The sequence below is a fragment of the Brenneria izadpanahii genome (genome assembly GCF_017569925.1).
Classification (GTDB): Bacteria; Pseudomonadota; Gammaproteobacteria; order Enterobacterales; family Enterobacteriaceae; genus Brenneria; species Brenneria izadpanahii.
Genome location: NZ_CP050854.1, coordinates 1,546,969 through 1,560,449 on the forward strand (window position 1 = coordinate 1,546,969; position 13,481 = coordinate 1,560,449).

12 protein-coding genes are annotated in these 13,481 nt (G+C 50.2%); 8 read left to right on the plus strand and 4 right to left on the minus strand.

The features are described 5' to 3' along the window. Positions 1-389: 389 nt before the first annotated feature. From HC231_RS06860 to HC231_RS06870, 3 genes are all read left to right on the plus strand, one after another. Positions 390-2,600, plus strand: coding sequence for a bifunctional diguanylate cyclase/phosphodiesterase (locus tag HC231_RS06860; RefSeq protein WP_208230314.1), 2,211 nt, complete (start codon positions 390-392; stop codon positions 2,598-2,600). 141 nt (positions 2,601-2,741) lie between these two features. Next, entirely contained in the window at positions 2,742-3,605 is an 864-nt protein-coding gene (locus HC231_RS06865) for an amino acid ABC transporter substrate-binding protein (protein WP_208230315.1), read from the plus strand. Between the two features lie 14 nt (positions 3,606-3,619). After that, positions 3,620-4,528: an amino acid ABC transporter substrate-binding protein gene (locus tag HC231_RS06870; RefSeq protein WP_208230316.1), complete on the plus strand. Its 909-nt coding sequence runs from the start codon at positions 3,620-3,622 to the stop codon at positions 4,526-4,528. A gap of 24 nt (positions 4,529-4,552) precedes the next feature. Here HC231_RS06870 and HC231_RS06875 read toward each other — a convergent pair whose 3' ends face one another. After that, positions 4,553-5,956 (minus strand): aminotransferase-like domain-containing protein, encoded by a 1,404-nt coding sequence (locus HC231_RS06875; RefSeq protein ID WP_246494713.1) that lies wholly within the window; start codon positions 5,954-5,956, stop codon positions 4,553-4,555. A 224-nt stretch (positions 5,957-6,180) separates the two neighbouring features. Between HC231_RS06875 and glyA the strand changes: the two genes are divergently transcribed. Next, positions 6,181-7,452, plus strand: a complete 1,272-nt coding sequence (gene glyA, locus HC231_RS06880; RefSeq protein ID WP_281397395.1) for a serine hydroxymethyltransferase — start codon at positions 6,181-6,183, stop codon at positions 7,450-7,452. 171 nt (positions 7,453-7,623) lie between these two features. On the opposite strand, the gene HC231_RS06885 is transcribed toward glyA, so the two are convergent. Together HC231_RS06885 and dalD are read right to left on the minus strand one after the other, a co-directional pair. Next, positions 7,624-8,052: a SemiSWEET family sugar transporter gene (locus tag HC231_RS06885; RefSeq protein ID WP_208230319.1), complete on the minus strand. Its 429-nt coding sequence runs from the start codon at positions 8,050-8,052 to the stop codon at positions 7,624-7,626. A gap of 1 nt (position 8,053) precedes the next feature. Continuing rightward, the gene (gene dalD, locus HC231_RS06890) at positions 8,054-9,463 is read right to left on the minus strand and encodes a D-arabinitol 4-dehydrogenase (RefSeq protein ID WP_208230320.1); all 1,410 of its coding nucleotides are present in this window, start codon (positions 9,461-9,463) and stop codon (positions 8,054-8,056) included. Positions 9,464-9,891: 428 nt separating this feature from the next. On the opposite strand from dalD, the gene HC231_RS06895 reads away from it, so the two are divergent. After that, positions 9,892-10,800 (plus strand): DUF808 family protein, encoded by a 909-nt coding sequence (locus HC231_RS06895; protein WP_208230321.1) that lies wholly within the window; start codon positions 9,892-9,894, stop codon positions 10,798-10,800. A 72-nt stretch (positions 10,801-10,872) separates the two neighbouring features. Beyond that, positions 10,873-11,058: a hypothetical protein gene (locus HC231_RS06900; RefSeq protein ID WP_208230322.1), complete on the plus strand. Its 186-nt coding sequence runs from the start codon at positions 10,873-10,875 to the stop codon at positions 11,056-11,058. 126 nt (positions 11,059-11,184) lie between these two features. On the opposite strand, the gene HC231_RS06905 is transcribed toward HC231_RS06900, so the two are convergent. Then, positions 11,185-11,436, minus strand: coding sequence for a putative hemolysin (locus HC231_RS06905; protein WP_208230323.1), 252 nt, complete (start codon positions 11,434-11,436; stop codon positions 11,185-11,187). A 665-nt stretch (positions 11,437-12,101) separates the two neighbouring features. Between HC231_RS06905 and HC231_RS06910 the strand changes: the two genes are divergently transcribed. Then, the gene (locus HC231_RS06910) at positions 12,102-12,653 is read left to right on the plus strand and encodes a nucleotidyltransferase family protein (RefSeq protein ID WP_208230324.1); all 552 of its coding nucleotides are present in this window, start codon (positions 12,102-12,104) and stop codon (positions 12,651-12,653) included. A 334-nt stretch (positions 12,654-12,987) separates the two neighbouring features. Then, entirely contained in the window at positions 12,988-13,470 is a 483-nt protein-coding gene (locus tag HC231_RS06915; RefSeq protein WP_208231244.1) for a YjjA family protein, read from the plus strand. Positions 13,471-13,481 lie beyond the last annotated feature (11 nt).

Sequence of the window (13,481 nt, forward strand, 5' to 3'; positions counted from 1 at the left end):
GATAATGTGTTGTAGACCTTATTTTTGGTGGTATAAAAGGGAGAGGGATATAGGCGTTTTATTATATTAATTTTCATTTAGCTGCTAAGTACCTATACCCTATGGGTATCTGGATACGTGAAAGCAGCGGCGGTATACGTCTTCGGGAGCAGGGGGCGCGGCCGCCGTATCATCCAGACCCAGCCCGGCCAGAGAGCCGTTTAGTAAAGTTAATAACGCGAAAGATTAATGGAGAAAGGATATAAAAAATAGTCCCTTATCCGATTAATAATAGATGGAAGCTCCAGATTTTTCTTCTTTGACCGTTCGTGCTCTTTTTTATTTTTTAGCTGCAATATATTTCACTCTCAAATACACAAACATTTGTAACGGATGAAGAGTTTTGGCTGATGATATCCCGGACCAGAGTAACTGAAGAATTAAAACAGGAAGTACCGGAGGGAAAAGGCTCTGCTTCTCTGTATCGTCGGCATGGTTGGCGCCGTTCGATTTTAGGGAGAGTTACGTTATTTCTTCTCATTGGTATTCTTTTTTCATATGGCGTGGGGGCGGCGGCGGGTTGGTTTATTGTCGATAAAAACTCGCAGGAACAGTGGCGGCGTCAGGCGGATACCAATGCCCATATCATGAGTTACATTGTCCGAAGCATATATACATCGGTTGTCGCCCGTATGGATGAGGCCGGTCTGATCACGGGCATCGTGACGGAAAATTTTCTGGGCGATGACGAGTCCATTCTGCAAACGGGGTTTAATCCCGTGGATGTGCTTTCCCTGATTGCCATGCAGACCAATAATCGCGTTTGGCTGTTTCATTACCGTGAAAATGAGGGATTCGCCAGCATTACGGACGCCAGCGGCAATGAAGGGGGAGACGTTCTAGAACTGGAGGAACGGAAACCGGTGGCGCCGGATACGATGATGAATACCTTCGCTGGCTTTATCCGTATTAGTGGTAAAACCTACTTTGCCAGCGTTCTTCCTATTATGACGCCGTCGGGTAAATTGCTTGGCGCTTTGGTGAGCAGCATCGGCGAAAAGCAGGCGCTTTACCGCACCCATAATACTTTGTTGCGTAATTCGCTTATCGGTCTATGGGTGGTGTTGCTGGTGACGGGATTGATTATCAGTCTGCTCATGCGGCAGTTTTTCCACTCGGTTCCGACGCTGATTCAAGCCCTGACGCGCATCGCTCATGGCGATACCGCGAATATCACGCCGCTCCAGCAGAGAAACGATGAAATCGGCCATCTGGCCTTTGCCATCGAAAAATTGCGGCAGGCGATGGTGGAGCGGGAACATCTGCAGCAGATCAAAGATACCGCGCGGAAAATGGAATACATGGCTCATCACGATCATCTGACCGGTCTTCCCAACCGTACTTTTTTCAGCGGCGCCTTGGAGGGTTCCATCGCCAGGCTGAAATCTAAAAACGCGTATTTTAATTTGATGCTGCTCGATCTGGACTATTTCAAAAACGTCAACGATACCTACGGCCACCCGGTGGGGGATGCGCTGTTGATTAATGTCAGCGAACGAATTTCCTTATTGATCGGTAATGAAGACGTCGTTGCCCGGCTGGGAGGGGATGAGTTTGCGCTGATCCAGCAGGTGAAGGAAAAACCGATACAGGAGGCGCGCCAACTGGCGGAGAAGGTTATCTCGGCGATATCCGCGCCTTTTTACTGTCAGGGACATGAGTTTTGCGTCGGGATCAGCATTGGTATCGCCAGCGCGCCGCTGCATGGCGAGACATCGAATAGCCTGATGAAAAATGCCGATGTGGCGCTTTATGCTTCTAAAAGCTCCGGCCGGAATAATTATCACTATTTTGAATATGGGATGGCTATGCCGAGTTCGGCCCAGAATATCAAAGAACTGGATATTGAAGGCGCGATGTCCCGCAAGGAGTTCGAACTTTATTATCAGCCGCTGATACGTCTGTCGGACAACGCCGTTGTCGGTTATGAAGCGCTGGTCCGCTGGCGTCATGACTCCAGTAATTTATTGATGCCGGATATGTTTATTTCGCTGGCGGAACAAACCGGGCTGATTGTTAAACTGGGCGAGTGGGTTATTCAACAAGCCTGCTCCGATGCCATGCTGTATTTTTCCGAGCGGCAACGCGTTTCGGTGAATGTATCGGGGATTCAGATTCACTATCCCGGACTTACCGATACTCTGGCCCGCGCACTGGAGAAAAGCGGATTGCCGGCTTCGCGCATTGAACTAGAGGTAACGGAGTCTATTCTGCTGGATCGCCAGAGCGCGCTGCCCGTATTACAGCAGATACAATCCATGGGAATCGCGATCGCGCTGGATGATTTGGGCACCGGCTATTCATCGCTGGATTGCCTTGCCGATTTTCCTTTTACCCGGGTTAAGTTGGATAAAGGGCTGGTCGCTGATTTGGAAGAGCGCGAGTCGAAGCGCGTTATTGTGAGCAACATCATCAGGTTGGTGAATCAACTGGGGATGGAGTGCGTTGCGGAAGGCGTGGAAACCGAACGGCAACTGAATCTGTTACGTCATGCAGGGTGTCAATATGTACAGGGTCACCAAATAGGTGAGGCGCGACCAGTAACGGCGATAATAGGTTGAACTATGCGGTATTTATTAAATGGCTCTCAAACCCGAATAATCAGATGTGCGCAGATAACCTATAGGATGGCGTCACGTATTTTCACTATGGCATGCCGTTATCGCCAGGCGAACTCCAGACGAAGGATTCTAATTTCCATCATGCTGTTGCTACCGTTGCAGCAGGCCGCCGCCGACGTGCCAATGGATAATACGCTGACAAAAATCGCACAGACCAAAACGATAAAAATCGGCCACCGTGTTGATGAACCGCCGTTTTCCTATACGGTGGACGGCCGCGCTATCGGTTATACGGTCGATCTCTGTCTGCGCGTGGTGGAAGGAATAAAAAGGTATCTGGACATGGATGATATACAGATTGCTTTTATCCCGGTGACAACGGCGACGCGTTTTCCCCTTATTCGCAATCACGGAGTCGATCTGGAGTGCGCCGCGACGACGAATAACCGCGAAAGGCGGAAAATGGCCGAGTTCTCCTATCCGCACTTTGTCGCATCGACCCGCTTTGTTGCCTTGAAGCGGACCGGCATTAAAAGAATTGCCGATCTGGCCGGACGCAGCGTCTCGGCGAGCAGCGGTACGGTCAACTTTGAGCAATTAAATGCAGCGAATAGCCGAATGAAGCTCAATATTTCCGTCGTACTGAAAAAGCTGAATAAAGATGCCTTTAATCTGGTGGCGAAAGGCAGCGTATCGGCCTTTGTGATGGATGATATTCTGTTGGCGGGGCTGGTGGCGTCTTCCGACAATCCATCCGATTTCATCCTTTCCGAAGATTATTTAAGTCGTCCTGAACCCTACGGCATTCTGCTGCCGCCGGGAGAACCTGTTTTCAAGCAATTAGTGAATGAGGAACTGCGTCATATTTTCACCCAGGGCGAAATAAATGCCATTTATGACAAATGGTTTCTCTCGCCGATCCCGCCGGACGGCGTCAATCTTCGTTTCCCTATGCCGGACAGTCTTAAGGCGGTTTTGGCGCAGCCGGAAGAGTACCTCGACTAAAGGAGAGATGAGCGATGTCCGGATATAGAAAACGCTTGCGTCATTTTCTTATTGTCTTGTTTATCGTCGGGGCTACGGGAAGCGATTTGTCGCAGGCTGCCGACATTGATTCCACGCTCGATCGGATCCGTCAGACCGGAACGATCCGCATTGGCTATGGCGATGAACCGCCGTTTTCCTATGTCGGCCCGGAAGGCGTGGTGATCGGCTATTCGATTGATCTGTGCAAACGTATCTCCGAAGCGCTCAGAGTCAGGCTGGGATTGGACAAGCTCGATATTGAATATGTATTCCGGACGCCGGCCAACCGCATACGGCAGGTCAGCAATGGCGCTATCGATATTGAATGCGTGACCAGTACCAATTCGTCCGAGGAGCGGCGCCGCAACGCCGCATTCTCCATCAGCTACTTTATGGTGGGCACCCGCTATGTTTCCTTGCGTAAAAACAATTTGCATTCGCTGGAGAACCTGCGCGGCCGGAGCATCAGCATCGTTCTCGGCACAATCAACGCCAGCCAAATCAATCGGGTCAACCGGGAAATGAAGTTGAATCTTTCCGCCGTGGTCACGGACAGCATACAGAAAGCCTTTGATATGGTCGGTCAGGAACAGGTTTCGGCTTTCGCCATGGACGATATATTACTGCGCACCATGGTCGCCCGCACGCCCAACCCGCAGGATTACGTCATATCCGATGACGTCATTGACGATGATGCAAAATATGGCTTTATGATGCGCCGTGACGATGAGGCGTTTCATCATGCGGTCAATGACGCGTTGCGGCAGATTTACGCCAGTCATGAGATCTATGATATTTATGCGCGCTGGTTTACTCAGCCGCTTCCCGGTATTCAGATCAACCTTAATTATCCATTGAGTGAAAAATTGAGGCGGATTTTCATGACTGGCGATGGCGAATAGCCGCCGTCCGCTTCGCTATTTTCGTCAGATAAGCCGTCGGCACCACTGGGCCAAGCGTTGTAATGCCTGATCGACGTCTTCGCTCCAGCCAAACCCGGCATTCAGCCGCAGGCAGTGGTCGTAACGTCGATCGGTGGAAAAAAGATAGCCGGGGGCAATACCGATGCCTTGCTCGCGCGCTTTGATAAACAGCTCATGGGCGGGTACGCAGCCCGGCGGCAGTTCGAGCCACAGAACATATCCCCCCAGCGGTTTCGAAACCCGCGTGCCCGGCGGAAAGTAATTTAACACGGCGTTGCGCAGCAGCGTGATTTGGCGCGACAACTCGCGTCGTAGCCGGCGCAGATGGGCATCGTAACCGCCGGTTTTCAGAAACTCGGCGACGGCGGTTTGCGGCAGCATGGTGGTTCCCATTGTGGATGTGTATTTCAGCGACGCGATTTTTCGATTCCATTTCCCGCCGCTCAGCCAGCCGAGCCTGAGCCCCGGCGCTACCGTTTTGGAAAAACCGCTGCACAGTATGACATTGGGGCTGAAAGCGCGGAGCGGGAAAGGGCGCGAGTCGCCGAACGCGGTATCGCCAAAGGTGTCGTCCTCGATAATGGTGACATCATGTTCATCAGCCAATTTAGTGAGATAGGTTTTTCTTTCGTCGGAGATAATACTGCCGACCGGGTTGTTGACGTTGGCGAGCGCCACCCAGGCTTTTACCACCCGTTGGCTGAACAAGGCGGCCAATTGCCCGGCATCGGTAGTACCGCTGTCGTCATGACCGACTTCCACCACCTTTAGCCCCAGATTACGCAGCATTTGCAGCAGGACAAAATAGCAGGGCGAATCCACCGCCACGCTGTCGCCAGGCTCGGTCACGGCCCGCAGTGCCAGCGACAACGCCTCAAGACAGCCGTTGGTGATAATGATCTCATCGGCCTTAAGGTTACAGCCGTAATCCAGCGCCCGGCGGGCAATTTCCGCCTGTAACGGTGGATAACCTATTCCCTTGACCGGATGACCCAGCAACTGCGGCTGACGGTAGCTGAACTGGCGCATCAGCCGGCTGATTTTACGGATGGGGTAGAGGTCGCCGTCGCCGTTAGCCAGATCCAGCCGTACGCGGCAATCGCTGCCGACCATCGCCAGATGCAATTCGGTTTGCGGATCCAGCGGGGTAATCGTTACCGGCCGCAGCGGCGCGGGCGGCGCCTTATCGGGAAGGCAGGCATAAAAGCCGGATTGAGGGCGGGCCTGGGCGTAGTGTTCGTCCTCAAGGGTGCGCAGCGCTTTTAACGTGGTCGTAACGCTCGCGCCATATTGTGCGGCCAGCTTTCTGACCGAGGGGAGCCGTTGACCCGGCGATAACGTTCCGTCAATAATCGCCCGTTTGATCATCTCGGCTATCCACCGGTAGCGACACGTTTGCTCTTCCATCTGTTCTGCCTTATATCGCGCCCAACTGTTCATATCGTCGGGCCTGCTTTAGATGTACATTTTCTCCTACGCCAACGGCGAAAAAAAGATGATGTAATCATTTAAATATCAATTAATTAATACCATATGCCAGCGAATCGATGCGGCGCAAAGAAAGCCGTATCGACGTTTAAAGCGCGGCCGACGAAATCGGTTTCTACGGTCTGCGCTGCCGCTGGTCAATTATGGGTAATAAGATTTTAATGGAAAAACGCATGGAACTTTCAACTATCGATCCTGATATCGCGCCTTTGCTGGCCCGTGAGCTGGCAAGACAGGAAAATAATATAGAGCTTATCGCCTCAGAAAATTACGTTAGCCCGGCCGTATTGGAGGCTCAGGGATCGGTGCTGACCAATAAGTACGCGGAGGGTTATCCGGGCCGACGTTATTACGGCGGATGCCATGTTGTCGATGAAGTTGAAACGCTGGCGATAGAGCGCGCTAAGTCGCTGTTTAACGCTGAATACGCCAATGTTCAGCCCCATTCCGGTTCTCAAGCCAATCAGGCGGTGTTTCTCACGGTATTGAAGCCCGGCGATACGATTCTCGGCATGGCCTTGTCTGATGGCGGTCATTTGACTCATGGTGCCGGCGTAAACTTTTCCGGCCGTATGTATCGCGCCTTTTCCTATGGGCTGGATCCGCAAAACGACGAAATTGATTATCAGCAGGTAGAGCGGTTGGCAAAAGAGCATCGGCCGAAATTGATTATCGCCGGCGCATCCGCCTACTCGCGCACGATCGATTTCGCTCGTTTCCGCCGCATCTGTGACGACATCGGCGCTTATTTAATGGTGGATATGGCTCACTACGCCGGGCTGGTGGCTGCGGGAGTCTACCCATCGCCGGTAGGGATCGCCGATTTTGTCACCTCGACAACGCATAAAACGCTGCGCGGCCCGCGTGGAGGGCTGATTCTGGCTAAAAAAGAGTTTGGCGCCGCATTGGATAAAACGCTATTCCCTCTCTATCAGGGCGGACCGTTGATGCACATTATCGCCGCCAAAGCGGTGGCTTTTCGTGAAGCGGCGACGGACGGTTTCAAAAGCTATCAGAAACAGGTTATTGCAAACGCCCGCGCTATGGCTCAGGTGCTTGAGCAGCGCGGACTACGCATTATTTCCGGCGGTACGGACTGCCATATGTTTTTAGTGGATCTGCGCAGCAAAGGCATCAGCGGGAAAGCGGCGGAAGCGCTGTTGGAACAGGCTCATATCACGCTCAATAAAAACGCCATTCCCGGCGATACTCAGAAGGCGAGCGTCACCAGCGGTATTCGCATCGGCGCTCCGGCTATTACCACGCGGGGATTCGGCGAAAAAGAATCGCGCCTGTTGGCTGATTTGATCGCCGATCTGCTTGATGATCCGCAGGATGAAGCGGTGCTGACTCGCGTTCGTGATGCGGCGTTGACGCTGTGCGCGCAATTTCCGGTATATGGCGCGGGCCGCTAAAAAACATATCGGACGATTGGATGCCGTCTGATATCACTCACCCCGCTGGTTTTGCCGTTAAATTAAACCACCCGCGTATATAGCGGGTGGCTTGTGGAATCGATGAGATAACCGGTTTGCTGTCTCTATATGGCCTAAAAACGCGTAGTTCAGCTTATGGTCGTTATTGATTCAAACCTGCTTACTTTTCAGTACGCCGGCGGCGGACAAATGGTTCTGAGTCGACGTTGGCGATAAAGGCGCGGTTTTTACTTTACGGCGTTTGCGGGGCTTGATTTCCCGTTCGTTGTAGAGTTTTAACGCAATGACCACCAGGGCCAGTAACGTGGTGATGCCATTTGCCGTCATTACCGGCACATCCTGAACTTTAAAACCGTAAGCGGTCCAGCAGGAAACACCGAAGAACAGCGCGGCATACATGCCCAATGAAATACCGGTGGTATCTTTATTACGAATAATGTGAACCACCTGCAAAAAGAAAGAACCGGTGGTTACCCATGCGGCCAGTGTCCCCAACGCAATCGGCCAATGATAAAGAACCAGTATCGACAGCGCAGCGGCGATAAACGTCCCTGACACAATCATCAAATGCTTTTTCATGTCATTCCCCCTTAGGTAATGCATGGAAAGTTGTCCGAATCTCATCAACGGCCGTGCGTAAATGGTCGATAAAGGACTCTTGACGACGAACCATGCCGAATAATGCGGACTGGCCGGCGAACGCGGCCAGCGGGTCTTCCGCGGTGAAAATACTTTCCACATCTACGCTGTCCATCGCGCGATCTTCATAGCTGAACGGCAGCGAGTTATTGTGGTACTGCTGCAGAAACAGAAAAAACAGCGCCGGTAAACGCAGCGTTGCCCGCGGCACTTTGCCCTGACGGTAACAATCCTTCAGGGTCGGAACGATAAACCCATGCAGCTTGGCGATGCTGTCGGATGACACGCGAGCGACGGTGTCGCGAACCCAGCGATTACCAAAACGGGCGAGTACGCTGTCGCATTCGGCCGGCAGATCGAGCTCGATACCTCGCTGTTGCAGCGCGGGGCCGACATCCTGCAGGACGTAATCGCGGATCCAGTTCGTCACATATTGAGGAAGGCTTTCATCAATATAGCGTTTGCCCTGCAGCGCTCCGGCCCAGGCGATGCCGCTGTGGCTGGCGTTAAGCAGGCGAATTTTAGCCTCTTCGACCGGCGTAACGTCGTCGACAAATTCGACGCCGACCTGTTGCAGCGCGGGGCGTTTGCCGGCGAAGCGATCTTCGATCACCCAGCGGGCGAAACTTTCGCAAGACAAGGGCGCGGCATCGTCGGTAATGCCTTGCTGCGCTAAGCGCTCATAGAGCGAATCGTCGAATTTCGGGGTGATGCGGTCGACCATACTGTTCGGCGCGGTCGTTTGTTCCGCCATCCAGTCAATCAGATCTGCGCGTTGCTTAGCTTCCAGAAATTCACGCATCCCCTGAGAAAAACTGTCGCCGTTCTGGCTCAGATTGTCGCAACAGAGCAGAGTAACCGGGCCGCTTTTTTGCTGCTGGCGGGCGGTCAGGATCAGCGTCAGCGCTCCATATAAAGTATTTATTTCACCTTCATCATGGAGGTCGGCCTTTATCGCGGGGTGAGATAAATCAAGGTGACCGTCGTCATCCAGGAAGTATCCGCCTTCGGTAACGGTGAAAGAAATAATTTCAGTGCTTGGGGCTGCTCCCACGGCTACGGTTGAAGCGAGACGGCTATCCCACAGCAGGATTTGATCCACTGCGTCGATGGTTTCATAGCAACGTTCCCCTTCGGGAGAGATGGTTTCGAGTGTATAGAGGCCGTTTTGGGATTTGAGCTGTTGCAGTGTTTTTTGAGTAGAGCTATTGCGGATGTTGGATAACGCCATATGCCAATGGTTGTCACCCTGTCGTCGCAACTGATTTAGATACCAGGCCTGATGCGCCCGGAAAAATGCGCCTGCACCAAGGTGCAGCCAAGTTGAAGTGTTTTTTGTCGATATCGGCAAACCTTATCCTTACTCCAATGTGGAGATTATTTATCCACTGTTAAGGTTAACATTTTTTTTCAGATAATAAAAATATAATGATTATTAATAAGTTAGTAAGCTAAGGGGCGGTTTTTAAACATTTTTTGTCGATTAAATAACCTATGCTTCTACAAAGCGTAAGTTTTTTAGCCGGATTCACTGCGTGATCTGACTAACATTGACGGGTGTTGTATAACAATTTGATTTTATTGTTTTATTTTTGAGGCCGTTAGTGGCGCCGAACGTAACTTCGTCCGCTTCGGGCGTAAAACGGAAAAACGCTGCGGCCACCGGGAACCGCCGGGGGCGAATGGGAATCTGTAAGGATTCCGTTTATGATGGTGATGAAATCGCAGGCTTGTCTTTGCCGTTAACATAATAAATGTGAATCAATGAGGAGCAACACTTTGGCTGGAGCTAGTTTATTAACGCTTCTGGATGATATCGCCACGCTGCTGGATGATATTTCCGTTATGGGAAAGATGGCCGCTAAAAAGACAGCCGGCGTATTGGGGGATGACTTATCGTTAAACGCCCAACAGGTCAGCGGGGTTAAAGCAAACCGTGAATTACCCGTCGTCTGGCGGGTTGCAAAAGGTTCCTTGCTCAATAAAGTATTTCTTGTGCCGGTAGCTCTGCTTATCAGCGCATTTATTCCCTGGGCGATTACGCCTTTGCTGATGGTCGGCGGCGCCTACCTGTGTTACGAAGGCGTAGAGAAGGTGGTGCATACGCTGCGTCACGGCAAAGAAGAGAAAACGCAGGAGTCCCGGCAGCAGCGGTTACTCGCGGCGGCTCAGTCTGACTCGTCCTCTTATGAGAACGATAAGGTAAAGGGCGCGATCCGGACCGACTTTATCCTCTCGGCCGAGATTATTGCCATTACGCTGGGTATTGTTTCTGAAGCGCCGCTGCTTAATCAGGTTGTGGTGCTGGCGGGGATTGCGCTTTTGGTCACCGTCGGCGTGTACGGTATTGTGGCCGGCATTGTTAAGCTCGACGATCTGGGCATGTGGCTTGAACGGAAATCTTCTGTTATTGCCCAAAAAGTGGGAGCCGGGCTTCTGGTGATCGCCCCCTGGCTGATGAAAACGCTTTCAGTGGTTGGGACGTTGGCGATGTTTTTAGTCGGCGGCGGCATCGTGGTGCATGGCGTACCGTTGTTGCATCATACGGTTAGCGATTTTGATGCGCGCTTCGGCGGGTTCACCGGCGCGCTGATGGTCAATCTGGCAAATTTGGTGATTGGTTTTATCGTCGGCGCTGTTGTGTTGTTTGTGGTGAGTTTGATTTCCCGTATATCAGGCAAGAAATAAAAACGTTTCCCGACCTGACTTCTTGCGGAGTCTTAGGGTTCTGGCGAATGTATTTAACTAAAGGGGGATAGAATGAGACCGGATATTACCAAAGAAGAGATCTCGCAGCTCAATGACGATATCAACCTGTTGAAGCAGGTTGGTTTCCTTGATGACGAAGTCTATGACGCTTTACGAACCCTTGAGTTGCGGCGCCAAACGGCCAAAATGGAGTTTATCAAGCGGGCGCTGTTTGATAAAAAAGCCGAGCAAGCGTGATAACGTCTGAGTGGACCTTTGTCGTGTAGGATCTTTTACGATGTACCTGTGGGCATAATTCCTATACATTGAAGAAGATGCCCACAATAACCATGTATCTTGTTTAAATTTAAAGGTTTTCCGCGGTTAGCGGTTTTTATTATCGCGGCGATAAAGCGTCCACTCTTCAATGCGCTCACCGTTTGGCAGCAAACAATATCCTACCGTTCCGTTATCCGTACTAACCATCTCTAATTTACCGCCTTTCCCTTGACAATATACCGATGCCGGGTTGGGCATGCCGACGGATTTTGGGGCGCCGCCGTTATTCCGAGTGCTGCATCCAGCGACCGCCAATACCGATAAAAATACGCCAGCACATGCTATTACGAGTTTCATTTATATATTTCCTTGCGTATCCCCATGCCGCGTCTATCACCATGGAAATGGCGCTGTATCTCTCATATACATAAACACACCGGCCAATAGGGCGATGATGGCAATAAATATAACCGTAAGCCTCAAAAGCACTTCCTCTTATTCAAATTATCCTGAAGCAGGCAGGGTGGCTAAAACTATTACCGCGGCGATCGTACAAGCATACAAGCGATTGCCGGTTTGCCCTTGCCTACGGGAATCGCATTGAACCCAACATTCGTTAACTATGGCTTACCCATGAGCCCGGCTTGAATAACAATGCGTTGCATGAGGATAAAATAAAGATTGCAAATGATCCACCGACATCTATCACCGTGAACCAGCGTCTGTTTTCTAAGCCCGTTACATGGATTAAAGGGCAATGCGGAGACGCGGCTAACGTTCAGCAGGTATCGGATACTCGTTACTGGTTCGGCGTTCTTCCCCATTATGCATGAAAGCTGTATTCCACGGCATTCCTGTTACGGTATTGATGTGGCCGCTATACGCTCCTGGCGGCTGTTATCTTATTTACTAAAATAAATAATTTTTATATGTTTTGGCATAAAATATGACCGATTGACTTCTAATGCCTACGCAATGATATTGTTCATCAGTGATGAAAATCTCATTTTCAGGAGGCGGAGATGGATTGTGAGGCGCAGATTAGATTATGGCTAATGCAAGACGAAATGAGACTAAAAGTCATTAAGATTGTATCTTCGCTAAATATTCCCGACTGTTGGGTCGCCGCTGGTTTTATTCGTAATTTGGTTTGGGATAGGCTACATAATTACGCTCATCCCACCGCGCTGAATGATATCGATGTTATTTATTATAATTCAGAAAATATTGATGAATCAGAAGATCTTCTTTATGAATCTCAATTAAAGTTATCAACAAGTAAAACGCTTGATTTTTCAGTAAAAAACCAAGCGAGAATGCATTATAAATTGAAAAGAAAGCAATATAAAAACATCCATGAAGCCATGTCATACTGGCCGGAAATCGAGACGGCGGTGGGCGTGAGATGGATAGATGGACGCATTCAGTTCATTGCGCCTTTTGGCCTTGAATGCCTGTTCAATAAAACGGTTACATACAATGCCAGGAGTAGTTTTCAAGCATTTACGCAGAGAATAAATAGTAAGCGATGGCTTGAAATGTGGCCGGAATTAATTGTGAAAAATAATGGTTAAGCAAGACATGGGCCATGCTGCACATGCCATTCCATCTGTTTGTTGATTTTGTTAGCAAAGCTAAATACTGATATTCCTATTTGTTTTACGCCTTAACAATAAACACGGTTAAAAATGTGTTTAAACCGCAAGGGCGGCGATGAGTTCAGAAGGATAAGATCGCGAATTTAAGGCACATAAAATACGGACGATGGCGTTTAGCTCACAAATCAATATTCCAGTAATCATATTCTGATTTTTGGCCAAACCGCGTTGGAGCTCTGGTTGTGATTGACGCAATGTACTACGCTGTATTTTTCCCTGTATGTTAGATCAAATAAAGAGTAAGCGTGTTATGAAAGCAATTAGAGGCGTAGTAAATATTGTTGGTTTAGCAACTTTTATGGTGGCAGGCTACGTTCAGGCCGCAAGTTTGCAGGATTCGCTTTCCAGCGCCGTTGGTCAATTAAGTCAGAATAGTTCTTCATCTGGAAGCCTGAGCGGATTGACGGGCTTGCTCAATGGCGGCAATCAAGCGTTGAGCGCTGATAATATGAACAACGCGGCTGGGATTCTGCAATATTGTATGAAACAAAAGTTGGTTTCAGCAACCAATACGGAAAATGTCAAAAATCAATTATTGGATAAGCTTGGCCTTACTTCCGCGCAGGAGCAACAACAACAGACGGATTATACGCAAGGGTTGGCCGGCTTGCTCAATACCAGCGACGGCAACCAGTTGAACCTGAATAATATCGGCAATACGCCGTTGGCCGAAAAGGTTAAAACCAAAGCGTGCGATCTGGTATTAAAACAAGGGGCAAATTACATTTCATAATAAGCGGCCCT